General features: G+C 56.0%; 23 protein-coding genes, 1 tRNA gene and 1 riboswitch. Of the genes, 13 read left to right on the top strand and 11 right to left on the bottom strand.

The window, feature by feature from the left end:
• Positions 1-13 precede the first annotated feature (13 nt).
• The 6 genes from rluB to fliW all read right to left on the bottom strand — a co-directional run bounded on the left by rluB (position 14) and on the right by fliW (position 7,377).
• Positions 14-1,189 carry a 23S rRNA pseudouridine(2605) synthase RluB gene (gene rluB / locus L991_RS08585; protein WP_034618662.1) on the bottom strand — a complete coding sequence of 392 codons (1,176 nt, stop codon included), beginning with the start codon at positions 1,187-1,189 and terminating at the stop codon, positions 14-16.
• Positions 1,190-1,286: 97 nt separating this feature from the next.
• On the bottom strand, positions 1,287-1,742 hold the full coding sequence (locus L991_RS08580; RefSeq protein WP_047394053.1) for a hypothetical protein: 456 nt from the start codon (positions 1,740-1,742) through the stop codon (positions 1,287-1,289).
• Positions 1,743-1,837: 95 nt separating this feature from the next.
• Positions 1,838-4,405 (bottom strand): DNA mismatch repair protein MutS, encoded by a 2,568-nt coding sequence (gene mutS / locus L991_RS08575; RefSeq protein WP_047394050.1) that lies wholly within the window; start codon positions 4,403-4,405, stop codon positions 1,838-1,840.
• A 37-nt stretch (positions 4,406-4,442) separates the two neighbouring features.
• Positions 4,443-5,888, bottom strand: coding sequence for a tRNA lysidine(34) synthetase TilS (tilS, locus tag L991_RS08570; RefSeq protein WP_052190743.1), 1,446 nt, complete (start codon positions 5,886-5,888; stop codon positions 4,443-4,445).
• A complete protein-coding gene (locus tag L991_RS08565) occupies positions 5,857-6,825 on the bottom strand; it encodes an acetyl-CoA carboxylase carboxyltransferase subunit alpha (RefSeq protein ID WP_028448803.1) in 969 nt (322 codons plus the stop codon). The genes tilS and L991_RS08565 overlap by 32 nt, the downstream gene beginning before the upstream one ends.
• A 138-nt stretch (positions 6,826-6,963) precedes the next feature.
• Complete coding sequence (gene fliW, locus L991_RS08560; RefSeq protein WP_028448804.1) at positions 6,964-7,377, bottom strand: flagellar assembly protein FliW; 414 nt, start codon at positions 7,375-7,377, stop codon at positions 6,964-6,966.
• Positions 7,378-7,599: 222 nt separating this feature from the next.
• Between fliW and flgM the strand changes: the two genes are divergently transcribed.
• Entirely contained in the window at positions 7,600-7,872 is a 273-nt protein-coding gene (gene flgM / locus L991_RS08555; protein ID WP_028448805.1) for a flagellar biosynthesis anti-sigma factor FlgM, read from the top strand.
• Positions 7,872-8,321, top strand: a complete 450-nt coding sequence (locus L991_RS08550; RefSeq protein WP_047394046.1) for a flagella synthesis protein FlgN — start codon at positions 7,872-7,874, stop codon at positions 8,319-8,321. Before flgM ends, L991_RS08550 begins: the two co-directional genes overlap by 1 nt.
• A gap of 11 nt (positions 8,322-8,332) precedes the next feature.
• On the opposite strand, the gene L991_RS08545 is transcribed toward L991_RS08550, so the two are convergent.
• Together L991_RS08545 and L991_RS08540 are read right to left on the bottom strand one after the other, a co-directional pair.
• On the bottom strand, positions 8,333-8,704 hold the full coding sequence (locus L991_RS08545; protein WP_231550518.1) for a type II secretion system F family protein: 372 nt from the start codon (positions 8,702-8,704) through the stop codon (positions 8,333-8,335).
• A gap of 12 nt (positions 8,705-8,716) precedes the next feature.
• Positions 8,717-9,277, bottom strand: a complete 561-nt coding sequence (locus L991_RS08540; protein ID WP_047394038.1) for a hypothetical protein — start codon at positions 9,275-9,277, stop codon at positions 8,717-8,719.
• A 110-nt stretch (positions 9,278-9,387) separates the two neighbouring features.
• A riboswitch (Lysine riboswitch) is annotated at positions 9,388-9,587 on the top strand.
• An 86-nt stretch (positions 9,588-9,673) separates the two neighbouring features.
• Here L991_RS08540 and dapA point away from each other — a divergent pair.
• Positions 9,674-10,552: a 4-hydroxy-tetrahydrodipicolinate synthase gene (dapA, locus tag L991_RS08535; RefSeq protein ID WP_047394035.1), complete on the top strand. Its 879-nt coding sequence runs from the start codon at positions 9,674-9,676 to the stop codon at positions 10,550-10,552.
• 82 nt (positions 10,553-10,634) lie between these two features.
• Here dapA and L991_RS18035 read toward each other — a convergent pair whose 3' ends face one another.
• Positions 10,635-11,051 (bottom strand): DUF4279 domain-containing protein, encoded by a 417-nt coding sequence (locus L991_RS18035; RefSeq protein WP_081986594.1) that lies wholly within the window; start codon positions 11,049-11,051, stop codon positions 10,635-10,637.
• Between the two features lie 53 nt (positions 11,052-11,104).
• Positions 11,105-12,391, bottom strand: coding sequence for a nitronate monooxygenase (locus L991_RS08525; RefSeq protein WP_047394031.1), 1,287 nt, complete (start codon positions 12,389-12,391; stop codon positions 11,105-11,107).
• Between the two features lie 276 nt (positions 12,392-12,667).
• Here L991_RS08525 and bioF point away from each other — a divergent pair, with 276 nt between their 5' ends.
• From bioF to L991_RS08505, 4 genes are all read left to right on the top strand, one after another.
• Positions 12,668-13,864 carry an 8-amino-7-oxononanoate synthase gene (gene bioF, locus L991_RS08520; RefSeq protein WP_081986601.1) on the top strand — a complete coding sequence of 399 codons (1,197 nt, stop codon included), beginning with the start codon at positions 12,668-12,670 and terminating at the stop codon, positions 13,862-13,864.
• A complete protein-coding gene (locus L991_RS08515; RefSeq protein ID WP_047394026.1) occupies positions 13,858-14,730 on the top strand; it encodes a Rossmann-like and DUF2520 domain-containing protein in 873 nt (290 codons plus the stop codon). Before bioF ends, L991_RS08515 begins: the two co-directional genes overlap by 7 nt.
• 18 nt (positions 14,731-14,748) lie before the next feature.
• Positions 14,749-15,525, top strand: a complete 777-nt coding sequence (gene bioH / locus L991_RS08510) for a pimeloyl-ACP methyl ester esterase BioH (protein ID WP_047394024.1) — start codon at positions 14,749-14,751, stop codon at positions 15,523-15,525.
• A 63-nt stretch (positions 15,526-15,588) separates the two neighbouring features.
• On the top strand, positions 15,589-17,064 hold the full coding sequence (locus L991_RS08505; RefSeq protein ID WP_047394021.1) for a cobyric acid synthase: 1,476 nt from the start codon (positions 15,589-15,591) through the stop codon (positions 17,062-17,064).
• 64 nt (positions 17,065-17,128) lie between these two features.
• Here L991_RS08505 and L991_RS08500 read toward each other — a convergent pair whose 3' ends face one another.
• Positions 17,129-17,467 (bottom strand): P-II family nitrogen regulator, encoded by a 339-nt coding sequence (locus tag L991_RS08500; protein WP_028448814.1) that lies wholly within the window; start codon positions 17,465-17,467, stop codon positions 17,129-17,131.
• Between the two features lie 208 nt (positions 17,468-17,675).
• On the opposite strand from L991_RS08500, the gene L991_RS08495 reads away from it, so the two are divergent.
• The 6 genes from L991_RS08495 (at position 17,676) to L991_RS08470 (ending at position 24,049) form a co-directional block, all read left to right on the top strand.
• Positions 17,676-17,760, top strand: a tRNA-Leu gene (locus tag L991_RS08495).
• Between the two features lie 80 nt (positions 17,761-17,840).
• Entirely contained in the window at positions 17,841-19,142 is a 1,302-nt protein-coding gene (gene tig, locus L991_RS08490) for a trigger factor (RefSeq protein ID WP_028448815.1), read from the top strand.
• A 28-nt stretch (positions 19,143-19,170) separates the two neighbouring features.
• A complete protein-coding gene (gene clpP, locus L991_RS08485; protein ID WP_034618664.1) occupies positions 19,171-19,800 on the top strand; it encodes an ATP-dependent Clp endopeptidase proteolytic subunit ClpP in 630 nt (209 codons plus the stop codon).
• Positions 19,801-19,883: 83 nt separating this feature from the next.
• Positions 19,884-21,152 carry an ATP-dependent Clp protease ATP-binding subunit ClpX gene (clpX, locus tag L991_RS08480; protein WP_047394014.1) on the top strand — a complete coding sequence of 423 codons (1,269 nt, stop codon included), beginning with the start codon at positions 19,884-19,886 and terminating at the stop codon, positions 21,150-21,152.
• A 125-nt stretch (positions 21,153-21,277) separates the two neighbouring features.
• Positions 21,278-23,692: an endopeptidase La gene (lon, locus tag L991_RS08475; RefSeq protein ID WP_047394011.1), complete on the top strand. Its 2,415-nt coding sequence runs from the start codon at positions 21,278-21,280 to the stop codon at positions 23,690-23,692.
• An 84-nt stretch (positions 23,693-23,776) separates the two neighbouring features.
• Positions 23,777-24,049 carry an HU family DNA-binding protein gene (locus L991_RS08470; RefSeq protein ID WP_028448819.1) on the top strand — a complete coding sequence of 91 codons (273 nt, stop codon included), beginning with the start codon at positions 23,777-23,779 and terminating at the stop codon, positions 24,047-24,049.
• The last annotated feature ends 39 nt before the right edge of the window (positions 24,050-24,088 follow it).

The raw sequence follows: 24,088 nt of genomic DNA, 5'->3' as shown, positions 1-24,088 counted from the left end.
CTTTCAGCAAGGTTTAGCGTGGTTTCACGGTGCCGGTAATGGTGAGATTGGCCCATTTCATGATCGAGAGTACTTCAGTCTCGGATAATTCATAAAACTGACCGCGTTTCAGGCGCCCGGGGAGGCGGAAAGTACCAAAGCGGATCCGCATCAGTCGGCTAACCACCAGTTCGAAATGTTCGAACATCCGGCGTACCTCACGATTCCGACCTTCCTTTAGCACCACGTGGTACCAGTGGTTTTTACCTTCGCCGCCGCGATCTTCAATCCGGCTAAAGTTGGCTGGGCCATCATCAAGCTCAACCCCATTTACCAGCTGTTTCATTTGCTCTGGCGTCAGTTGCCCGTGCACCCGTACGGCGTATTCGCGCTCGACTTCAAAGCTCGGATGCATCATGCGGTTGGCTAATTCGCCCGAGGTGGTGAACAGCAGCAGGCCGGAGGTATTAAAGTCCAATCGGCCAATCGCTACCCATTTGCTGGAAGAAATCCGCTTGAGGCGATCAAACACGGTAACGCGGCCTTCCGGGTCATCGCGGCTTACCAGCTCGCCCTCTTGTTTGTGGTACATGATGATGCGGGGCAGGCGATCTGGCCATTTCAGCGGTACGCGTTTGCCATCGATCCGTACTTCATCACCAGGGCTAACTTTGCTGCCCAGATCGGCGATTTTGCCATTGATGCTGACGCGGCCAGCTTCGATGACTTCTTCCATTTCGCGGCGCGAGCCCACGCCTGAGAAGGCCAGCACTTTTTGCAGGCGATCGTCGCCTAGCTGATCGGTAGTAACGCGCTTTTCCCGTAGTTGTTTGCGGATAGCCACTTCGTGTTGCGACGCTTGCCGTTGTGGCATTTTCTTGGCGCGCTTTACTGAAGTTTTGACTTTGCTATCGCGAATAACGGTTTTGGTGGTTTCCGGGGTAGTGCTGGCGTCTGGCAGACCTTGCACCTCGCGCGCCGCTGCTGTTTTGGCGATGGCTTGCGCGACCATCTTGCTCAGGCCCGAAGTAGGAGATTGGCGGGCCGTGCTGATTTTTTTACTACCGGTTGAGCGGCCCATGTTTGGCCCGGCCAGCGTGGATGACTTGGCGGTGGCGGTTTTACGCTGGCCAAATGAAGCACGCTGTTGATCGTTGGCGCGCGCTTCGCGAATGGCGGGTTGCGGGCGTCGGGCTTTGGTGGTTTTCATGGGCAAATCAAATCCGTGGAATAACAGGCCATTATACTGGCTTTGGCGCTAAAAAAGAAAAAAGGCCGCGCATGGCGGCCTGTGCAGCGGCTGGTGCTTAAGCTTCGCTGGTAAAGAAAGCGATGCTACCGATGCTGGTCATGCCCAGATTAAAGACCTGGCCGCGCATTTCTTCGCCGCCCTGATCCAGCTCCAGCCGGCGCTGGATTTCAAACAGCACCTCGATTTCCTTAAACCATTTCAGTAGCCGGGTATCTTGATTCAGATACTGCTCGATGGCGACTTTATTGGGGTGATCACCCACCACCATCACGCCACCGGCGCTGGTGCTGCGCAGCTGATAGGCGGGGGGCACCTGCACATGGGCATGGATACTGAGGTGGCTGGCAAGGTCTTCACCAAAGCGGCGCAGCTCGTGCGCGGTGCGGGCTTTAAAGTCGCTGAGCTCGATGCCGCTTTGCTGATCGCCGGCTTTAAGTAAGCGGGCGAGGTCGAGCAAAGTAGTGCCTTGTTGATCAACAATAGGTGTTGCCAGATCAGAGACCGAGTTCATAACAAATCCTTGCAAGTGGTGATGACTATGTACTGAGCTTAGTGAAGCCAAGCGCCCAAAGCAGGGTAAATATTGCCGAAGTTCTACCTGCCGCGCTAGACCATGCCCTTGAGTTTATAGATGATCTCCAGCGCTTCGCGCGGGCTAAGTTCATCAGGGTTTACCCTAGCTAATTCATCCACGGCCGGATGGGCTTCCGGCTCGGGATCAGCTGCCAATGTGGGTGCAAATAGATCCGCCTGCAAGCTATGGGTGAAGCTCGATTGTTCTAGCTCAAGTAATTTGCGTTTGGCGTGGCGAATTACCTCGCGCGGCACCCCCGCGAGGCTGGCGACGGCCACCCCGTAGCTTTGCGAAGCTGGGCCTTCTTGCACGGCATGCAGGAATACAATGCGGTCTTTGTGCTCTACTGCGTCTAGGTGCACATTGGCCACTTGCGGGTAATCTTGGGCCAGACGCGTCAGCTCAAAATAGTGCGTGGCAAATAGCGTATAGCTGCGGTTTTTCTCGATCAGCGCTTTCGCGATCGACCAGGCCAGCGCCAGGCCATCAAAGGTCGAGGTGCCCCGGCCCACTTCATCCATGAGCACCAGGCTATGCTCGCCCGAGTTATTCAGGATATTCGCGGTTTCGGTCATCTCCACCATAAAGGTTGAGCGCCCGCCCGCCAGATCATCGCTGGCGCCAATACGGGTAAAGATGCGGTCAATTTGCCCGATCCGCGCGCTGCTGGCTGGTACATAGGCGCCCACATGGGCCATGAGCACAATCAAGGCCACTTGCCGCATATAGGTCGATTTACCGCCCATATTCGGGCCGGTAATTAGTAGTAATTTGCGCCCGAGGTGAAAATCCACGCTATTGGGAATGAAATCATCAATTTGGGCTTCGACAACCGGATGGCGGCCGGCGTCGATCTGCAGCACATGTTCTTGGCAAAATTCTGGCGCCACATAGCCCGATTGCTCGGCCCGCTGGGCCAGACACACCAGCACATCCAGCGTAGCAACGGCGCTGGCGGCCAGGCGCAGTGCAGCTAAATGGGCTTGCAGGGCTTCCAAAACACCGTCGTAGAGTTGTTTTTCCAGCGCCAGTGCCCGCTCGTTAGCCGAAAGGGCTTTTTCTTCAAACTGCTTGAGCTCCGGCGTGATGTAGCGCTCGGCGTTTTTCATGGTTTGCCGGCGGCGATAGTCATCAGGCACCTGACCGGTGTAGGAATTGGTCACTTCAATAAAGAAGCCGGCTACGCGGTTGTACTCCACCCGCAGATTGGCAATGCCGGTGCGCTCACGTTCGCGCGCTTCCAGCTGGGTGAGAAATTCGCCGCAGTTATTCTGAATGCCGCGCAGTTCGTCCAGCTCGGCCGAGTAGCCATCCGCAATCACGCCGCCTTCGCGAATCACCACGCCCGGCTCGGGCTGGATGGCCGCGGCCAGTTGCGCATGAATCACGGGCTCCGCCGCCAGCGCTTGGCTCAGGCCTGCAAACAGCCCTTCATGGGGTAGTTGTGCGGCTAGCGTGGGTAATACGGCCAAGCTGTCCCGCAGGCTGGCCAGATCGCGCGGGCGGGCCGATTTAAGCGCAATGCGTGCCACGATGCGCTCGATGTCGGCTATTTCGCGCAACTGCGCATGCAGACCGGGGCCGTCACCGCGATCCAGCAGGGTGCCAATCGCGGCCTGGCGCTCCAGAATCCGGGTGTGTTGACGCAGCGGATGGTGCAGCCATTGGGCCAAGAGGCGCGAGCCCATGCCGGTGGCGCAATGATCCAGTAGCGAGAACAGCGTGGGGGCTGCTTCACCACGAATGGTTTCGGTCAGCTCCAGATTGCGGCGGGTGGCGGCATCGAGCTCGATAAACTGGCTGTGGCTTTCTACCCGCAAACCCGCCAGCGGCGGCAGTGTGCCGCCCTGCGTGCTGCGTACGTATTCGAGCAAGGCGCCAGCTGCGCCCAGCGCCAGCAGTGGCTCGCCCACGCCAAAACCGGCCAGATCATGCACAGCAAAGTGGCGCGTGAGTAGGCGCTCGGCATTGCCCGCATCAAATTGCCAAGCGGGTAGCCGGCGCACCGGCACGCGCAGTTGATCAAAGAGTGACAGCTCGGCTTCGTCGCTGAGCAAGATTTCCGCTGGGCGCAGGCGCTCTAGCTCGGAGGCGAGTTTTTCGGCCTCGGTATCCAGGAGGGCAAAATCGCCTGAGGCCAGCGAGAGCCAGGCCAGACCCATTTTGCCGCGCTGCATGCGAATGGCCAGCACGCGGTTTTCTTGTTTGTCATCCAGCAGCGCCGCATCGGTGAGGGTGCCGGGCGTGATCACCCGCATCACTTTGCGCTCGACCGGGCCTTTGCTGGTGGCTGGATCGCCCACCTGTTCGCAAATGGCCGCCGATTCGCCCATCCGTACCAATTTCGCGAGATAGGGCTCCAGCGAATGAAATGGCACGCCGGCCATTTTGATCGGCTCGCCGGCGCTGCTGCCGCGGGTGGTGAGGGTGATGTCCAGCAGCCGGGCGGCTTTCACCGCATCGTCGTAGAACAGCTCGTAAAAGTCGCCCATGCGGTAAAACACCAGCTTATCGGGGTGCTGGGCTTTCAGCGCCAGATACTGAATCATCATCGGCGTGTGTTGAGGGGCGCTTTGTTCGCTGCTGTTCTTTTTGGCCATAGGGGTATAGCTTGCTAGGTATTGTTGATATTAGGTTTTAGGCTGATACATGGGCGGGGTAGGGCTGCCAGATTGGCAGCAGACCGATTTCATCGGCTGCCACTTGCCACGCCGCCGCACACCCGACGCCGGGCATGGCCACCAGCTCATCTGCAATGGTGATCAGCGGGGTCGTTTCGCGCAACCATGGCGCAATGCCCAGCGTTTGGCAATGGGCTTTGAGTGAACGCGTGGGGCGCTGTGGCCCGAGCTTGAGCATTTCGCCGCCGTGCCGGCCGCGCACGGCCCAGCCTTGAGTCAGCAAAGCGGGCTTGAGCCCCGCGCCTTGCGCGGCTTGCCAAGACAGTGCGCCTTGCCAGCCGGGCAGATCAATGCGCTCACCAGCTTGCGGCGGGTGGTCAAATTGTAGCGCGGGCCCGGCGTGATCACGCGCGCTACACAGATACAGCTGCCCACGATAGCGGCGCACGGCCGCACCGCGCCAGACCAGCGCCGGATGCGTGTCGGCCTCGGCTTGGAGCGCCGTGCGCAGTAATTCATTAAATGCCCGTAATTCCAGCACCATGCCGGCGCGCGCCAGCCAGCGGCGCAGGGCATTGTGCTGGCGCACGGTGCTCAGTGTTTGCCATTGCGCCAGATTAAGCGCGCCCAGCGGCGCGGCGTTTTCATCAAGGCAATGGGCGAGATCTTGCTGCGCGATTTCCTGCTGCAATTCGTGGGCTTGTGCCTGATGTATGGCGCTGCGCGCCAATAAGGTTAAGGCTTGTGGCGTGATACCCTCAATGGTCGGGATCAGTGCTTGGCGGATGTGGTTGCGCTTAAAGCTTGGGTCGGCGTTGCTTTCGTCGTTAATCCAGCGCAGTTGCTGCGCCTGCGCATAGTTTTCCAGTTCGGCCCGGCTGATGCCTAGGAAGGGGCGCAGTAGGGCTGTTGTGGTTTCGGCATTCTGCGAGGCTTGCACAGCCCGTTCACGTGGCATGGCAGCCAGGCCCGCCGGGCCAGCGCCGCGCAGCAGATTCAGTAGCAAGGTTTCAGCCTGATCGTTCAGATGATGGGCCAGCACAATGGCCTCGCAGTCTTGCTGCGCGTACACCTGATAACGCTGCTGGCGCGCACTGCCTTCCAGGCCTAGCCCGTTGTCGCGTGCGACATTCACCTGCACGACAGTGCATTCGATGTCCAGAGCGCTGGCCACCTGCTGGGAGTGCGCAGCCCAGTGCCCGGCATTGGACGAGAGGCCGTGATGCACATGCACAGCGCTGAGCGTAAAGCCTAGCTCGGCTTGTAGGCCGGCCAACCAGTGCAGCAACACGGTGGAATCGAGCCCGCCCGAAAAGCCCACACACAGGCGCGGGAAGGCACAACGGGAGCCGTAGCTCCCGTTGTTGGTTTCAGTTTGCGCGCGCGAACGCTCACAAAACTCGGCGATAAAGGCCTTGGCCTGCGCCCACTCAGGCGCTGGCTTCTTCTTTGAACTTACCATATTCCATCAGGCGATCGAAGCGGGCATCCAAGAGCTCGTCGACGCTTTTTGCTTTCAGGGTTTTGAGCGAATCGGCAATCGATTTTTTCAAAGTCGCCATCATTTCTTGCGGATTGCGATGTGCGCCACCCACTGGCTCGGTGACCACTTTATCGATCAGCCCCAAGGTTTTCAGGCGGCTGGCGGTAATGCCCAGTGCTTCGGCCGCATCGGCGGCACGCTCGGCGGTTTTCCACAAGATCGTTGCGCAGCCTTCGGGTGAAATCACCGAGTAGGTTGAGTATTGCAGCATCTGTACCACGTCACCCACGGCAATCGCCAAGGCACCGCCGGAGCCACCCTCGCCAATCACCGTGCAAATCACCGGCACGCGCAGTTTGGCCATCTCATACAGATTGCGGCCAATCGCTTCCGATTGCCCACGCTCTTCCGCGCCAATCCCAGGGTAGGCACCCGGGGTGTCGACAAAGGTTATGACGGGAATATTGAATTTTTCGGCCAGTTTCATCAGGCGCAAGGCTTTACGATAGCCTTCCGGACGGGGCATGCCGAAATTGCGGGCGATTTTTTCTTTGGTGTCGCGGCCTTTCTGATGGCCAATCACCATCACGCTCTGACCATTAAAGCGAGCCAAGCCGCCCACAATCGCCAAATCATCGGCAAAGGCGCGATCGCCGTGCAATTCCTGAAAATCGGTAAACAGACCTGCGATGTAATCGTAGGTGTAAGGCCGTTGCGGATGACGGGAAACCTGCGAAATCTGCCACGGTGTGAGCTTGGCGTAGATGTTCTTGGTTAATTCCTGGCTTTTCTTTTCCAGGTGCGAGATTTCTACCGAAATATCAACGGCCGAATCGTCCTGCACGTAGCGCAGCTCTTCGATCTTGTTTTCAAGCTCGGCAACCGATTGCTCGAAGTCAAGGAAGGTGGTTTTCATGCTGTAAAACTCCAGAAGCGCCACGGATAGCGCAGACAGGCGGGCACGATCCCGCCTTAAAATTTCGCGCAATCATACAGCAACAGCTCACCGTGACCAAGCTGACAGGCTGGGTTTTAGCTGTTGCGGTGCGGCAAATCAGGTGTTGCTAAAGACGATATCGGCTTTCACATCCAGCTTTTGCAAGCCTTTGCGCGCTTTGAGATTGATCACCAGCGGGGCGAGGGTATTGGCGCGAATCGGTTCACCATCCGGGCGCGAGAGAATCAAAAACAGCATGGCATCGCTGGCATCGGTGAGTTCGATTTGCGCGCATTCTTCGTCGCTGAGCTTGAGCACATAGTTAAAACCTAAACGCTCGGCGCCCACAATCGAGAAAGCAACTTCAGCGTCATCAAGCGATTGCAGCCAATACACGCTGGGATTGGGTTTTTCTTCGTGCAGCAATTTGAATTGATGGCAATGCTCAAACCCGGGCAGGCCGGCCGGAAAATGAATAATGGTGTCGGGATCAACTTCGATCGGACCAAACTGGCTTTGAAAAACGTTCATCGGTTTACCAAGCTCCAGAGCGGGGTGGAATGAGATAATCCGGTTTACATTAAAGGATGAGCGCGGTGCTGGCTATCTTTTTGCCTTTGTGCGGGCAAAAAGTGTATTAGAATAGGCTGATAATCAGTTGAATTGCTAAAGAAATTCCTGCTACTGCCGATTATTGGCATAATAGCAATCACGACGACTCAAGCCGCCGTAGCTAACGGTAGGGGAAGCATCATGAAAATCGACAACTCGGGTAAGCCACTGGCCGGGCTGGGCGCCAAGCCCACGGAAGTGCGCAGCAGTACGGCCGAAAAAGCCGACAGCACGGTTGCCGTGAGCAGCAGTGTAAATAGCAAACTATCTGGCGTAGCCAGCAACGAAGCCACATTCGATGCCGACAAAGTGGCGCAAATTCGTGCGGCCATCGCTGAAGGCCGCTTCGCGGTCAAGCCTGAAGCCATTGCCGATGGCCTACTCTCAAGCGTGAAAGAGCTGCTGGCCCGCTAATGTCAAACGTTCTACCGGATTTGCTCGCCGCCGAGCTGAGCCAAGTCCAGCTTCTGTTGCCTATTTTGCAACAAGAGCAACAAGCCCTGATTCAACGCCAGTTTGACCTCGTTACCAAGCTGATCGAAGCCAAACTGCGCGCCTTGCAAGCCCTCGAACAAGCCACGGCCGCACGCAGCGCTTACTGCCAGCAACAAGGCTGGCTGAGCAGCGATGCCATCGAAGCGCATTTAGGTGAGGCTTTGCCGCTGTGGCAAGAATTATTGCTGCAAGCACGCCAAGCCGATATGCTCAATCGTAGCAACGGCCAATTGATTCAAAGCCACGAAGAAGTTAACCGCCATCTGATGGCGAGCCTTGCGGCTGCGCGCAACCCGGATATTGGCTATAGCGCCGATGGTCGCCTCAGTAATCAGGGCGCCGCCAGTCGTCCGCTGGATCGCGCTTAATCGCGGCGGCGTTACAGCAAGCCGCGCACGATACCTACCCCAATTAAGACATACAGCACTCTCGGAATAAGGCGGCTCAGTCTGCGCAAGCGAGCGCTTTGTTGGTGCTGCATTTCTGCGGCCAAATTCAGCAGCAAATCGGCCAGAGTGCCGCTGGCCTCCGCAACGGTAATGCGACTGATGGTGCTGGCAGGCCATGGCCAGCCCAGCTGGGACAGCGCCACGCTGACCGCCATGCCTTGCTGTAGCAATTGGCCCAGTTGCAAGCACTCGCGTTGCAACTGGGGTAGGGGCATGCTTACCTTGCTGTGGACGCTGGCGCTGGCTGGGTCGATGCCCGCTTGAATGAGGCCCGCCCAGTGGTTGAGCCAGCGACATAGCAACGAACCCCACAACTAGCGCTGGATAATTGGAATATGCATTAGCCCCGCCAGCAGCCAGTGCCCGTGTGGCTGCTCATTGCGGATAGCTGTATATACCCGCCAAGGTATATACAGCAAAGCAATAATCAACAATGCTTTTATCAACATACCCATTAAGGCGGAGCCTAAGCTGAGAGTGCCTGCGGCCAGCGCAGGCAAGGGGGCGAGTAGGCTACTGAGCAAAAATAACAACAGCGGCAGCGCCAGCCGGGCACGACATTCGCGCCAGCACAGTAGCCAGTGGTTTTCCTGTGCGGCCAGCCGCTGCAGCACGGCGGCCAAGCAGCAAGCGGTTTCGCCTGCGGTAATCTGGCTGGCGATGGGTAGGCTAAACCAGCCGGCACGCGCGCCTGCGCCACTCAGGGTTTCCCCGCGGGCAATCGCTCGCTGCACTTGGGCTAGCCCCGCGTGCAGGGGCGGGGGGAGGTGTCGGCTGGCCAGTGTTTGGCTCAGGGCTAAGCCGGCCCGCTCACCGGCCGCTAATTGCTGCAGCAGCTGGGCGCGCAGGGCCAGCGGGAGTATTTGGGTGGCCATAGAGTCTAGTTTCGATCTGCATCAAGATGCCGGTACTGGCTTGGCTTAGGATAGCTGGCATGACCAGCGTTTGACAAAGCGCCGTGCTCGCCGCGACAATATCGGCTCTGAACGACAAGAGAGGCGCCTTGCCCAGGTCGTACTGCCGAGAAACGCATGTTTCCGCGACGCAGTACCAGGGGGTGCAAGGCCGAAGTACCGTTGAACATGCGATTCACCGGTGCTGGTTGCAGGGGCTGAATCCCCTGGACTGTCAGTAGCCCGCTGTGTGCCTTGCCGCGCATTGGGGTGCTGGAGTGCTCTTGGTGATGATCTGCCTTTAGATGCGCAGGGGCGCATCTGTCATTACCGCACTTTTCCTCTCTCCAATCGTTGTGTCTTGAATTGGAGATTCCTATGACGACTGCTCTCGATCCGCGCCACACTGCGCTGTGGACCGCCCTGATTACGCCGTTTGCCACCGATACCTCACTGGATTTAAATGCCCTCACGGGTTTATTGCGTGAGCAGGAAGCCGCAGGAGCCGGGGTGTTGCTGTTGGGTTCGACTGGCGAAGGTGCCAATCTGACCTTGGCCGAGCGTAAAGCCGTGCTTACTCATGCCTGTAGCTTGGATTTGCAGGTGCCGATCATGGTGGGAGTGGGTGGGCTTGATCTGGCTAGCCAGCTTGAGTGGCTGACCTTTTGCGAAACGCTGCCGGTGCATGCGTATTTGCTGGTGACGCCCATTTACGCCAAACCGGGCGCCGAGGGCCAGCGCCGCTGGTTTAGCGCCTTGCTGGATGCGGTAAGCAAGCCCTGTATGCTCTACAACATTCCATCGCGCGCAGGTGTGCCGCTGTCGGATATTGCGCTTGCTGGCTTGATTGCTCACCCTAATTGCTGGGCGGTCAAAGAGTCGGGCGGCAATGCAGTGCGGTTTGCTGAGCTTAAAACTGCTTTCCCAAGAATTGCCTGGTATTCAGGCGACGATGTGCTGTTTGCCGAACACGCCAAACTGGGCGCAGCTGGGCTGGTGTCGGTGGCGAGCAATGTGTGGCCACAGCAAGTGGCGCACTGGGTGCAAAAAGGTCTGGCAGGTGAAGCAATTGGCGATCTGCTGCGCACTGCTTCCGAAACACTATTCTTAGCCGCCAACCCAATCCCTGCGAAGGCGATCATGCATCGCCAAGGGCGGATCGCCAGCAATGAATTGCGCCTACCTTTGTGCGCGGCAGATTTGGCGAGCCTAGCGCCGGTGCTGGCAAAAGATAGTGAGATTATTAAGTTGACGTAAAGAGTCTTTATTTCTGTCTATCGTCGCTTGAGTCAATTGTTGACATAGCTGGGGGGTGATGCTGAGATGGGGGCTGGGTTATCTAGCTCGAATAGAGATCAAGTGCGAGATGAATGTTCAATTCCGCAGCTATACTCATTAACTCTGGCCTAAAATCCAAGCCCATCGAATAATCCCCCAGAAAAATGCCAACGAACAATTCGCATCGTCCACCAGTTTGGCTGATCTCCGAGATGAGCGATTTCTTTGCAAGTAGATGCTGCATGATTCTTTCTAAATTAGTTTCTAATTCATGAGGCGATGAGGCGTATTCGTGCACCCAGTACGTACCCTGCCCAGAATTAGGTATTGGATTGCCCATACGATTTTGCCGTATTTCGCCTGGGCGATTCTGAATGTCAGCCCTAAGGTTGAGATTTCGAGTGATATCTTCGGGTTCAATGCTTGGGTGCCAGATTCTGAGGCTGACTTCATGCCGATTGGTTCTCAACTTGGGCATTCCTCTTAATAAAAAAACCCGCTCAAAAGCGGGTTATTCTTTTTTGGCGTGGATTAAACCGCGCTTTCATCCAGCTCTGGCAAGGCAATCGTATTGCCTTTGCTGAATTGATAATCTTTAAACACATGCTCGGCAGTTAGCAACTGGTAGCGACCGTCTGGCAATTTGTTGGTGGTGTCTTTGAGGCGGTAGGTGTAATGACCGCATGTCCAGCAATCGAAATTACGCATGTGGGTGCACAGGCAGGTTTTCTCGTAAACGTGGATTTCCGAGATTTTTTTCGCATCCGGATTTTCTTCCAGTACCTTGTTATAGGCCTGAATATAGGAGCAGCTGCCGTTGGCATCCAGCAAATAGCCATAAGCTTCGCAATTGGGGCGGATGCCGGAGCCAATGGCCGGGGTGTTTTTCAGCATCCGCATTGGGTAGCCCGTTGGCGAAATCTGGTTCACTTCAATAATCTCTTCTGAGGCTTTGAAGTATTCCTGTTTCACATCATCAGGCAGGCCGCATTCTTTGGTTACGGTAAAGCGGGTGGCCACTTGCACGCCGCCACAGCCCATTTCTAGAAAACGCACGGCGTCTGCGCCGGTGAAAACGCCGCCAGCGGCAATCACCGGGATGTCGTAGCCTTGCTCTTTGATCCAGGCCACGACTTCGGCCACGATGTCTTCGAGTTTGAATTCGGCCCAATCCATGCCAAAGCCAAGGTGGCCGCCCGCCAGTGGGCCTTCTACCACCACGTAATCGGGCAGGCGATTGGTCTTGGCCGATTTTTTAATAAACAGCTGCAGTGCGCGCACTGAAGACACGATGATGCCCAGTTTGGCTTCACGGAAACGCGGGTGATCTTCAATCAGGCTAAATGAACCAAGGTGCAAACCGGCGGCCAGGGTGATGCCGTCAATGCCGGCATCCAGCGCCGCAGCCATGCGCACGCGCAGGGTTTCTTTGGGCGCGTTCATGGTCAGCTTTTCCATACAATTGATGAAAATCAGACCATCGCCTTGTTTGCGCTCCATCGTCGCTTCGACATGCAGGCGAGTGGCTACCGCCAGCTCATCCAGATCGAACTGAACTACGGATTTATCGCTGTTGTTGACGTTGAATTTGTATTTCTTGAGCTTTTCTTTGACGTATTTGGTGTTATAGCGGCGATCGGTCACCGTTTTGATCATTGCATCGGAGATGTGGCCAATCCCACCTAGGCGGCAGGCTTCCAGAGCCAGATCGGCGGTGGAAATATCCACGCCCATTCCCCCGATCATGATCGGTACGTATTTTTCCTCGCCGCCTGCAGGGTTTTTAAATGTCAGGCGAAAATCATCAACACACTTCATTCAACTCAATCCACTGCTTCAGCCCATCACTTAGTGCATTCAAATTCAAACGAACGTTTATAAATGCAGGGCATGAAATCGCTATTTTTCAGAAGGTGGCATCATATCTTAAATAGCCGGTACTGGGGCGGTTCATCGTATGACCAGAAACAATAAATCACGTTTTCCCCGCACTGCTGCAACGGTAATAATTGTGCTGCCGCTATGCAGATTGATTATCGACCCACTGGATGGTTCCGTTAAAATAATGCGACACCTTGAATGAATGGTCCGCCTATGTCGACGATTTCTCTGTTTGCCGAGCTGGAAGACACGCTAGCACAGCGCCGCGCCCAGCATTTGTGGCGCGAACGCCGCCAGCTGGCCAGCCCGCAAGGCGCGCACGTGCGCTTGCACGATGGCCGCACGGTGCTCAATTTTTGCAGCAATGATTATCTGGGCTTGGCTAATCACCCGGCTGTGGTGGCCGCCGCCCAGCAGGGTGCGGCAGCATGGGGGGTGGGGAGCGGGGCCGCGCATTTGGTCACCGGCCATTTCACGCCACAGCATACTTTGGAAAAACGCTTGGCTGAGTTCAGCGGCAAGCCCGCGGCGATTTTGGTGTCGACCGGATTTATGGCCAATCTGGCGGTGATTTCGGCGCTGGTGGGGCGCGGCGATGCGGTGTTTGCCGATAAGCTCAACCATGCATCGCTCAATGATGCCTGCCAGCTCGCGCGCGCCGATTTCAAACGTTTTGCGCACAATGATGTGGCGCAGCTGGAGCGGTTATTGGCGAGCTCCAGCGCGGCGCGCAAGCTGATTGCCGTGGACGCGGTGTTTAGCATGGATGGCGATCTGGCCCCGTTGGCCACCTATCTGGATTTGGCGGAACGTTACGATGCGGTGCTGTATGTTGATGACGCGCACGGCTTTGGAGTGCTGGGGCAGGGGCGCGGCAGCCTGGCCGAGCTGGGGCTCGCCTCGCCGCGGATCATTTATATGGCCACGCTGGGCAAGGCCGCCGGGGTGGCTGGGGCGTATATCGCTGCAGAGCAGGTGGTGATTGATTATCTGGTCAATACCGCCCGAGCGTATATCTATACCACCGCCGCGCCACCACTGTTGGCCAGCGCACTGCACGCCAGTCTGGATGTCATCGAGCAAGACGAGGCCCGGCGCGAGCGGCTGCAGGCGCATATTCGTTATTTCAAGCAGTTTTTTGCGACTGAATTAGCGGCGGCAGGCTGCGAGCTATTGCCCTCAGATACCGCCATCCAGCCCATTATTGTGGCCGATAACGCGACGGCCTTGGCTTTATCGCAGGCGTTGTTGTCAGCAGGGATTTTGGTGGCGGCCATTCGCCCACCCACCGTGCCCACGCCACGGCTACGCGTGACGCTGTCGGCCGCGCATACCGCCGATGAAGTAGCTTTGCTGTGTGCCGAGATTGGGCGGGTGCTGCTTGCGCAGCCAAAGGCGGCCGCATGCTAACGCTCAATCTGCTTGGCGCTGGCCGCTTGGGGAAAAGTATTGCGCAGCTGGCCCAGCAAAGCGGGCGGTATGCTCTGGCTGGCATTTATTCACGCAGCTTGGTGAGCAGTACTGCCGCTTGCGAGTGGATTGGTGCAGGTCAAGTGGCCGCGCAACTGAGCGCTTTACCGCCGGCTGATTTGTGGCTGCTGGCGGTGCCCGATGGCGAAATTGCCAGCGTGGCCGCCGAGTTGGCGCAAGCAGGCGTGGTGAATACGGGTGCGGTGGTGTTTCACGCTAGCGGTGCGCTGGCGGCCGATCAACTTGCATCGCTGGCGGCGCAAGGCGCGCATTGTGCCAGCTGGCACCCGGCGTTTTCCTTTGCCGACCCCGCGCGCGCGGTGGCCACGTTTGCGGGTAGCTTTTGCACGCTCGAGGGCGCGCCAACGGCGCTCTCGACGCTGGATATATTTACGCAGGCGCTGGGCGGGCAGAGCATCTACTTGCCGGCCGCCGATGGTGCGCAGCGCAAACAGGCGTATCATGCCGCGCTCAGTATGGCGTCGAACTTTCAGGTTGCGTTAGCGGCGCTGGCGCAGCAGGCCGCTGCTCAGGCTGGGCTAGATCAGCCTGTGGCGCACGCACTGATTGCCAGCCTGATGCAGCAAACGCTTCACAATATTGCCGCCTTGGGGCCCGCCGCGGCGCTAACCGGCCCGATTGTGCGGGGCGATCACCGCACCGTGGCGGCGCATCTGGCGGTCTTGCCCCAGTCCTTGCACGCGGTCTATCGCGAGCTGGGGCTGCAGACCGTGGCGCTGGCGGGCGAGCGCTTAAGTGCTGCGCAACACGCCGCGCTGCGGCAGCTTTTGCAGACGGTGTCTTAATTTTTCATGGCTGAGAGTATGGATTTGCAGATTGAAACGCGGGGCCGCGGCCCCGATGTGGTGCTGTTGCACGGTTGGGCGATGAATGGCTCGGTGTGGCAGGCGGTTGCGCGTGAGCTGGAAAACGATTTTTGTCTGCATATTGTCGATCTGCCCGGGCATGGCGGCAGTAAACTGGCCGACGACGCCACGCTGACTTTGCCGGCGATGGTGGATGCGGTCGATGCGGCGTTTCCGTTTCCAGTGCAAGTCGTCGGCTGGTCGCTCGGTGGCGCGGTGGCGACGCAGTGGGCTTTGCAGCAACGCGATAAAGTACGCTCGCTAACACTGGTCGCGTCCAGCCCGTGTTTTATGCAACGGCCAGATTGGCAACCGGCGATGGCGCGAAAGGTGTTGGAGCAATTTGCTGCGGCACTGCAGACCGATTGGCAAGGCACGCTAAAGCGTTTTATCAGCCTGCAAGCAATGGGCGACGCTAGCGCGCGTGAAGTGACGCGTGAATTGCTCGCCGATTTATTCAAACACGGCGAACCCAAATTGGCGCATCTGGCCGATGGCCTCAATATCCTGCGCGATACCGATTTGCGCGCCGAAGTGGTCAAAGTCGATTGCCCGGTGCTGCTGCAATACGGCGATCGCGATACGCTGACCCCGCTGGCGGCGGGGATGTGGCTGGCCAACGCCTTGCCGCAGGCACAATTTCGGCTGCATCACAAAGCCGCGCATGCGCCGTTTTTGTCGCACTTGGCAGATTTTGTCGCCACACAAAAACAATTCCTGCTCGACAATCAATAAGGGTATATGGCTGTAGCTATTGATTTAATATGTTCTGCAGCCAGATACCTATTGGAATAAATCATGCCCACGCTGATGATTCAAGGCTGCACGTCCGATGCAGGTAAATCGACCTTAACCGCCGCGCTGTGTCGATTGCTCGTGCGCCGTGGCGTGAAAGTTGCTCCGTTCAAGCCGCAAAATATGGCGCTTAATTCGGCGGTGACCGAGGACGGTGGCGAGATTGGCCGCGCGCAGGCGGTGCAGGCGGTGGCGTGTGGCTTGGCGGCGCATACCGATATGAATCCGGTGCTGCTCAAACCCTCAAGCGATTGCCGTGCACAGGTGATTATTCAGGGCAAATCCATCGGTAACCTCGATGCGGTTGATTATCACGACTACAAAGCGACGGCCAAACGCGCAGTGTTCGAGTCGTGGGGGCGCTTGGCGGCGCAGTATGACTGGGTGATTGTCGAGGGCGCGGGTAGCCCGGCCGAAGTCAACCTACGGCAAGGCGATATTGCCAATATGGGCTTTGCCGAAGAGGCCGATTGCCCGGTGTGGCTGGTGGCCGATATTGATCGCGGTGGGGTATTTGCGCATTTTGTCGGCACGCTGGCCTGCTTGAGCGAGTCGGAACAAGCGCGAATCAAAGGCTTTATCATCAACCGTTTTCGCGGCGATATTAGCCTGCTGCAACCGGGGTGCGATTGGCTGGAAGCGAAAACCGGTAAGCCGGTATTGGCGGTGGTGCCGTATTTGCATGGGCTGGAAATCGCTGCTGAAGACGCGCTGCCCAAAACGATAGCCAATGCCGACGGTGAATTTCGCATCGTGATTGCGACGCTGCCGCATATCTCTAACCACACCGATTTCGACCCGCTGCGCCGCTTACCCAATGTGCGCTGCGAGTTTGCCAACCCCAATTCGCCGCTGCCTGAGTGCGATTTGCTGATTATTCCTGGTAGCAAAAATACGCTCGGCGATTTGGCGCATTTGCGCGCGCAGGGGGGGGATGTGCAAATCGCGCGGCATTTGCGCTATGGCGGCAAGGTGATTGGCGTGTGCGGTGGGCTGCAAATCTTGGGCGAGACGATTGCTGACCCACAGGGTGTTGAGTCAGGAGCTATATCTGCCAATGGTTTGGGGCATATACCTATAGCAACCGTATTAGAGGCTGAAAAGCAGTTGCTTAATGTAGCGGGGCAGTTGTTGGCAGAGCAGGTGCCGATCAAAGGCTATGAAATCCACGTTGGTCGCTCGACTTGGTGCGCTGCCAATGAGCCCGAATGGCCGCGCTTTGCTGCGCTGGATGATGGTCGCTACGATGGTTGGGTCTCGCCCGATGGGCAGATTATCGCCACGTATTTGCATGGCCTCTTTGACGAGCCGGCCGCGCTGCACTCGCTGCTGGCGTGGGCGGGTTACCAGCTGGCGCCCAGCGCTGTGCCCGATGCTCAAGTATTGCTCGAGCGCGAAATTGACCGGCTGGCTGATGCGCTGGATGCCGCGCTCGATTGGTCGCGCGTGGCGCAGGCTGGCTTGGAGTTGGCGGATTAATCCAAGCAAGGCGCAATAAAAAACGGCCATTAAGGCCGTTTTTTATTGCCAGTCAGCGGCGAGATTACACCGCTTGATCGTTGGTTTCGCCGGTACGAATCCGTACTACATGCTCAACCGGGCTCACGAAAATCTTGCCGTCGCCAATCTTGCCAGTGTGCGCTGCTTTGATAATGCCTTCGATGGCGGTGTCGACTTGATCATCTGATAGCACCACTTCGATTTTTACCTTGGGCAGGAAGTCCACCACGTATTCTGCGCCGCGGTATAGCTCGGTGTGGCCTTTTTGGCGACCAAAACCTTTGACCTCGGTGACTGTGAGGCCGGAGATGCCGAGCTCAGACAGCGCTTCGCGCACTTCATCGAGTTTGAATGGTTTGATGATGGCTTCAATCTTTTTCATGGCGTGCCTCAATGCATTGCAAGCGGGTTAGGGTTATCCGCGAGTATAAACGAGGCCCGCCGCGCTTTGCCATGCGCACTTGCGTCAAGCGCAGCATTACCGCGACTCATGGAAAGATTTTTAACGCTATTGATTGTTTTTTTGCCAAGCATGCTCTATAGTGCGCACCTAGACATTTCAGTCGTTATTATCTGTAACGGCTTAAAAAGCGAGCGTGGCGAAATTGGTAGACGCACTGGATTTAGGTTCCAGCGCCGCAAGGTGTGAGAGTTCGAGTCTCTCCGCTCGCACCATCGAATTCTTTTCAAATTAAAGTTACATCCAAGTCTATGCCGGGTGGTTCCATCCGGAGCACCTGTGAGGATTACTGGTCATGCAAGCACAACTGGAAACTCTGAGCACGCTAGAGCGTCGCCTGTCTATTTCAGTACCACGCGACGAAATCAGCAAACAAGTTGACGCCCGCCTCAAGCGCGTTGCTAAAACTGCCAAGATCGACGGCTTCCGTCCAGGCAAAGCACCGCTGAAAGTGGTTTTCCAGAATTACGGTTTCCGTATTCAGGAAGAAGTGCTGGGTGAAACCGTTGAGCGTTCATTCGGTCAAGCCGTGGTTGAGCAAAACCTGCAAGTGGCAGGCTACCCACGCTTCGAGCCTAAAGAAGGCACTGAAGGCGGCGATTTCGAATTCGTAGCGACTTTCGAAGTGTATCCAGAAGTGAAGCTGGGCGACTTGAGCGGTGTTGAGCTGCAAAAGCCAACCCTGACTGTGAGCGATGCTGAAGTCGACAAAACCGTTGATATCCTGCGTAGCCAACGTACCCGTTACGAGCGCGTAGAGCGCGCTGCTGCTGAAGGCGATCGTGTAATCATCGACTTCAAAGGCGCGATTGATGGCGTTGAGTTTGCTGGCGGTGCCGCTGAAAACTATGCCTTCCTGATCGGCAAAGGCCAGATGCTGCCAGAATTCGAAGCTGGCGTAGTGGGCATGAAAGAAGGCGAGAGCAAAGACGTTACTGTGAACTTCCCAGCGGAATACCACGGTAAAGACGTTGCTGGTAAAACAGCCGTATTTGCCATCACGGTGAAAAACGTGGCTGCGGCACAACTGCCAGAGGTTGACGCTGAATTCGCGAAGAGCCTGGGCATTGCCGATGGCGATGTGGCTAAAATGCGCGAAGAAGTGAAAGCCAATCTGGAGCGTGAAGTACGTTTCCGCCTGAAAGCTCGCGTGAAAGAGACTGCGCTGAGCGCCGTGATTGATGCGACGCCAATCGAATTGCCAAAATCACTGGTTTCGATGGAAATCGGCCGTCTGGTTGAAGGTGCGCAAGCGGATATGCAAGCGCGCGGCATCGATCCAAAAATGGTGCCATTCAACCCCGCTTTGTTTGAAGCCCAAGCTAAACGCCGTGTGCATCTTGGTCTGACTCTGTCTGAGCTGGTGAAAGCTGAAAAGCTGGAAGCTAAGCCAGAGCAAGTGAAAGCCATCGTTGAAGATCTGGCGCAAAACTACGAAGATCCATCTGAAGTGGTGGCTTGGTACTACGCGAGCCCAGAGCGTCTGGCTGCACCAACCAATATGGCGCTGGAAGATAACGTAGTTGACTTCGTGCTTTCAAAAGCCAAAGTTACAGAGCAAGCAATTGCATTTGACGAGTTGATGGGTCAGCAATAAGCTTGATCTTTCTATCTAGTCTGTGGAGATGTCATTGATGGATTTTGATCCGCACAATATTGGCTTGGTGCCGATGGTCGTGGAACAAAGCGGCCGAGGTGAGCGCGCCTACGATATCTATTCGCGTTTGCTCAAAGAGCGGGTGATCTTTTTGGTGGGCCCGGTCAATGATCAGATGGCGAATCTGATCGTGGCACAGCTGCTGTTCCTCGAGTCAGAAAATCCAGACAAGGACATCTCGCTGTACATCAATTCGCCAGGTGGCTCGGTAACAGCCGGGATGGCCATTTACGACACGATGAAGTTCATCAAGCCTGATGTTTCGACTTTGTGTGTGGGTATGGCGGCCTCTATGGGCGCATTCCTGCTGTCGGGTGGTGCGAAGGGTAAGCGTTTCTCGCTGCCTAATTCACGCATCATGATTCACCAGCCACTGATTGGTGGTTTGGCAGGGCAAGCTTCCGATATCGAGATTCATGCCCGTGAATTGCTGAAGACCAAACGGACTTTGAATGAATTGCTGGCTGAGCATACCGGCCAGAATCTCGAAACGATCGAGCGCGATACGGATCGGGATAACTTCATGAATGCTGAAGAAGCCAAAGCCTACGGCCTCGTGGATCAGGTACTGGTTTCACGAGCCGCGCTGGCAGGTTAACCAGTAAGTCAGACCCTAAAAGGCCGCCAGCAACCCTGGCGGCTTTTGTTTCTCTGAATGAATTAACGCGGAATTGGCTGTCTATGTCAGATAAATCCAACGATAAACTCCTGTATTGCTCGTTCTGCGGCAAAAGCCAGCATGAAGTGCAAAAACTGATCGCCGGCCCACAAGTTTTTATCTGCAACGAGTGTATCGAGCTTTGCACGGATGTGATCCGCGAAGAAGCTGCGCAGGTGACCGAGCTTGAGCCAACCACGCCAAACGGCAAGCGTTTGCCACTGCCGACCGAAATTCGCGATGTGCTCGATCAGTATGTGGTCGGCCAAGAGCGCGCCAAGAAGATCCTCGCGGTGGCGGTGTATAACCACTACAAACGCCTGTCAACCAAAGGGGTGGCCGGTGATGAAGTGGAGCTGGCTAAATCAAATATTTTGCTGATTGGCCCAACTGGCTCAGGTAAAACGCTGCTGGCGCAGACCCTGGCTAAAACGCTGGATGTGCCGTTTGTGATCGCTGATGCCACTACGCTTACCGAAGCGGGCTATGTGGGTGAAGACGTTGAGCACATCATTGCCAAACTCTTGGCGCAATGCGATTACGATGTCGAGAAAGCGCAGCGCGGCATCGTTTATCTGGATGAAGTGGACAAAATTGCCCGCAAGTCAGAAAACCCATCGATTACCCGTGATGTTTCAGGTGAAGGCGTGCAGCAGGCCTTGCTGAAGCTCGTTGAAGGTACTGTCGCTTCGGTGCCGCCACATGGTGGCCGCAAACATCCGAATCAGGATATGCCAAAGGTGGATACCACCAATATCCTGTTCATTTGCGGTGGTGCGTTTGAAGGCTTGGATAAGATCATTCGCAATCGCTCGGTGAAGGGCGGGATCGGTTTTGGTGCTGAGGTCAATAGCAAGGATGACAGCAAATCTATCGGCGCATTGCTGCACGAAGTGGAGCCCGATGATCTGATTCGCTTTGGTTTGATCCCTGAGTTTGTTGGTCGTCTGCCAGTGGTGGCTACCTTGGCCGAGCTCGATGAAGCTGCGCTGATTTCAATTCTGACTGAGCCGAAAAACGCCCTGATCAAACAGTACCAAAAACTGTTTGCGATGGAAGAAGTCGAGCTGGAAATCGGCGCTGAAGCCTTGCTTGCAATTGCCCGCAAGGCGATGGAGCGCAAAACCGGTGCGCGCGGTTTGCGCTCGATTGTCGAGCAAACGCTCTTGGATACCATGTTTGAGCTGCCGGCGATGGAAGGTGTAGCCAAAGTAGTCGTTACGCCGGAAGTGATTGCTGGTAAAGCACAGCCTGAATACGTGCCAGTTGCAGCTGATTCTGCTGCAGTTTAATTCCTAAGCTAGACACCCAGCCTGAGCATGCATCAGGCTGGGTGTATCTATTTTGTGGCGGGTGATTGAATAAACGCCCAAGAAGCCACATATTAAGTCTTATATCCCTGACTAGGTCATAAAACATGTCCGAGCATTCATTACTGCCTTCAGAAACGACTTCATTCCCAGTGTTGCCTTTGCGGGATGTGGTGGTGTTTCCGCATATGGTGATTCCACTGTTTGTGGGGCGCCCCAAATCGATTAAGGCACTCGAAGCTGCCATGGATTCTGGCAAGCATATTCTGTTGGTGGCGCAGAAAAACGCCGCCAAAGATGAGCCAACCTTTGCGGATGTTTATCCGATTGGCACCGTCGCCACGGTATTGCAATTGCTTAAACTGCCAGATGGTACGGTGAAAGTGCTGGTTGAAGGGGTGCAGCGTGCCAAAGTGCTGGAGCTGGTTGACGACGACGGCTATTACCGTGTGGTGGCGATTCCGCAAGAGCCAGCTGTAGAAGACAGCAATGAAACCGAAGCCATGCGCCGCACCTTGCTGGGGCAGTTCGATCAATACGTCAAACTGAATAAAAAAATCCCGCCTGAGATTTTGTCATCGTTGGCTGGAATTGATACCGCGGGCCGTCTAGCCGACACCGTTGCGGCACATTTGCCCCTTAAGCTGGAGCAAAAGCAAGCCGTGCTGGAGATGGAAGATGTTGCCGAACGCATGGATCATCTGCTGAAGCAACTTGAGGCTGAGTTGGATATTCTGCAGGTAGAAAAACGCATCCGTGGGCGAGTAAAGCGCCAGATGGAGAAAAGTCAGCGCGAGTATTACCTCAATGAGCAGGTCAAGGCCATTCAGAAAGAGCTGGGTGAGCTTGATGAGAGCGCCGATCTGGATGAGCTGGAAAAACGGATCAAAGCCGCTGGTATGAGCAAAGAAGCGCGCGAAAAGACTGAAGGCGAGTTGAAAAAACTGCGCATGATGTCGCCTATGTCGGCTGAAGCGACGGTGGTGCGCAATTACATCGATACCATTCTGGCATTGCCTTGGAAGAAAAAAACTAAGATCAGCAAAGACCTGACCGAAGCTGAAACTGTGCTGGATGCAGATCACTACGGTCTGGAAAAAGTAAAAGAGCGCATTGTCGAGTATCTAGCGGTGCAGACCCGAGTAGAAAAGCTCAAAGGCCCGATTCTATGCTTGGTTGGGCCGCCAGGGGTGGGTAAAACCTCGCTGGGGGAGAGCATCGCGCGCTCGACAAACCGTAAATTCGTGCGTATGGCGCTGGGTGGGGTACGGGATGAAGCGGAAATCCGCGGGCATCGTCGCACCTACATTGGCTCTATGCCCGGCAAAATTTTGCAAAGCATGACCAAGGTGGGCGTGAAAAACCCGCTGTTCTTGCTGGATGAGGTGGACAAACTGGGGAGTGATTTCCGTGGTGACCCATCTGCGGCGCTGCTGGAAGTTTTGGATCCTGAGCAAAACCATTCGTTTAGCGACCACTACCTAGAGGTTGATTATGACCTCTCGGATGTAATGTTTGTAGCCACCGCCAATTCGCTCAATATCCCGGCACCGCTGCTGGATCGGATGGAGATCATCCGTCTTTCGGGTTACACCGAGGATGAAAAAGTAAACATCGCGCTCAAGTACCTGGTGCCCAAGCAGATGAAGAATAACGGCGTGAAAGAGGGCGAACTGCAGATTAGCGAATCGGCAGTGCGCGATATTATCCGCTATTACACGCGTGAAGCCGGTGTGCGCAGCTTGGATCGTGAAGTGGCCAAGATTTGCCGTAAGGTTGTAACAGCTTTGCTGCTGAAGCCAAGCGACAAAAAGATCGTGGTGAATGCCAAAAACCTGGAGAAATATCTGGGCGTGCGGCGTTTTGACTTTGGTATGGCCGAACAGCAAAACCAAATCGGTCAGGTGACGGGCTTGGCCTGGACTGAAGTCGGCGGTGAGTTGCTCACGATCGAGACGGTGAAATTGCCGGGTAAGGGCAAGATGATCCAAACCGGTAAGCTTGGTGATGTGATGCAGGAATCGATTCAGGCTGCACTCTCGGTCGTGCGTTCACGAGCAGTAAGCTTGGGGATTGATCCCGAGTTCTACCAGAAAAATGATATGCATATCCACTTGCCCGAAGGAGCCACACCAAAAGATGGCCCATCGGCGGGTATTGCCATCGCCACTGCGCTGACATCGGTGTTGACGGGTATACCCGTACGTTGTGATGTGGCCATGACCGGTGAAATTACGCTGCGCGGCGAGGTATTGCCCATCGGTGGGCTGAAGGAAAAACTGCTGGCGGCGCACCGCGGTGGCATCAAACACGTGCTGATTCCGGATGGAAATGCCAAAGACCTGAGTGAAATCCCTGATAACGTGAAACGAGGGCTTGCTATTCACCCCGTCAAGTGGTTTGATGAGGTGCTCAGCTATGCGCTGGAGCGACTGCCAGAAGCAGCGCCAGCCAGTACTGCCGGGGAAGAATCCTTGCCGGTAGCAAGCGTTGATACAAACCAACACAGCGTCAAGCATTGATTGACACTGATTTTGCGGTCTTGATATAAACATTAAGCAATCTACCAACCGGATTGGTCTAATCAAAATTGAAAGGGGATGTAAGTGAATAAATCGGAACTCATCGACGCAATCGCTGAATCAGCTGGCCTGTCAAAAGCCGCAGCTGGTAAAGCGCTGGATGCAACCGTAGAAGCGATCTCCAACGCGCTCAAAAGTGGTCAAGAAGTGACGCTGGTTGGTTTTGGTTCTTTCTATGTATCAGAGCGCGAAGAGCGCACTGGTCGTAACCCACGCACTGGCGAATCAATCAAGATCGCTGCGGCGAAACAGCCAAAATTCCGCGCTGGTAAATCACTGAAAGACGCGGTGCAGTAATTTTGTAGTCGGCAGTCGTCACAATGACAGACTCGCCAA

The sequence above is a fragment of the Chitinibacter sp. ZOR0017 genome (genome assembly GCF_000799095.1).
Lineage (GTDB): Bacteria > Pseudomonadota > Gammaproteobacteria > Burkholderiales > Chitinibacteraceae > Chitinibacter > Chitinibacter tainanensis.
The sequence above is the reverse complement of the archived record's forward strand: the minus strand, read 5'-3'. Positions and strand labels throughout refer to the sequence as shown.

Excerpts from the sequence above, each read along its gene's own strand:
- mutS (WP_047394050.1), bottom strand. The coding sequence starts at position 4,405 with ATGGCCAAAAAGAACAGCAGCGAACAAAGCGCCCCTCAACACACGCCG.
- fliW (WP_028448804.1), bottom strand. The coding sequence starts at position 7,377 with ATGAACGTTTTTCAAAGCCAGTTTGGTCCGATCGAAGTTGATCCCGAC.
- lon (WP_047394011.1), top strand. The coding sequence starts at position 21,278 with ATGTCCGAGCATTCATTACTGCCTTCAGAAACGACTTCATTCCCAGTG.
- flgM (WP_028448805.1), top strand. The coding sequence starts at position 7,600 with ATGAAAATCGACAACTCGGGTAAGCCACTGGCCGGGCTGGGCGCCAAG.
- L991_RS18035 (WP_081986594.1), bottom strand. The coding sequence starts at position 11,051 with ATGCCCAAGTTGAGAACCAATCGGCATGAAGTCAGCCTCAGAATCTGG.
- tilS (WP_052190743.1), bottom strand. The coding sequence starts at position 5,888 with ATGGTAAGTTCAAAGAAGAAGCCAGCGCCTGAGTGGGCGCAGGCCAAG.
- L991_RS08580 (WP_047394053.1), bottom strand. The coding sequence starts at position 1,742 with ATGAACTCGGTCTCTGATCTGGCAACACCTATTGTTGATCAACAAGGC.
- L991_RS08505 (WP_047394021.1), top strand. The coding sequence starts at position 15,589 with ATGCCCACGCTGATGATTCAAGGCTGCACGTCCGATGCAGGTAAATCG.
- L991_RS08525 (WP_047394031.1), bottom strand. The coding sequence starts at position 12,391 with ATGAAGTGTGTTGATGATTTTCGCCTGACATTTAAAAACCCTGCAGGC.
- L991_RS08515 (WP_047394026.1), top strand. The coding sequence starts at position 13,858 with ATGCTAACGCTCAATCTGCTTGGCGCTGGCCGCTTGGGGAAAAGTATT.
- dapA (WP_047394035.1), top strand. The coding sequence starts at position 9,674 with ATGACGACTGCTCTCGATCCGCGCCACACTGCGCTGTGGACCGCCCTG.
- rluB (WP_034618662.1), bottom strand. The coding sequence starts at position 1,189 with ATGAAAACCACCAAAGCCCGACGCCCGCAACCCGCCATTCGCGAAGCG.
- L991_RS08540 (WP_047394038.1), bottom strand. The coding sequence starts at position 9,277 with ATGGCCACCCAAATACTCCCGCTGGCCCTGCGCGCCCAGCTGCTGCAG.
- L991_RS08550 (WP_047394046.1), top strand. The coding sequence starts at position 7,872 with ATGTCAAACGTTCTACCGGATTTGCTCGCCGCCGAGCTGAGCCAAGTC.
- L991_RS08565 (WP_028448803.1), bottom strand. The coding sequence starts at position 6,825 with ATGAAAACCACCTTCCTTGACTTCGAGCAATCGGTTGCCGAGCTTGAA.
- bioF (WP_081986601.1), top strand. The coding sequence starts at position 12,668 with ATGTCGACGATTTCTCTGTTTGCCGAGCTGGAAGACACGCTAGCACAG.
- bioH (WP_047394024.1), top strand. The coding sequence starts at position 14,749 with ATGGATTTGCAGATTGAAACGCGGGGCCGCGGCCCCGATGTGGTGCTG.
- clpP (WP_034618664.1), top strand. The coding sequence starts at position 19,171 with ATGTCATTGATGGATTTTGATCCGCACAATATTGGCTTGGTGCCGATG.
- tig (WP_028448815.1), top strand. The coding sequence starts at position 17,841 with ATGCAAGCACAACTGGAAACTCTGAGCACGCTAGAGCGTCGCCTGTCT.
- clpX (WP_047394014.1), top strand. The coding sequence starts at position 19,884 with ATGTCAGATAAATCCAACGATAAACTCCTGTATTGCTCGTTCTGCGGC.
- L991_RS08500 (WP_028448814.1), bottom strand. The coding sequence starts at position 17,467 with ATGAAAAAGATTGAAGCCATCATCAAACCATTCAAACTCGATGAAGTG.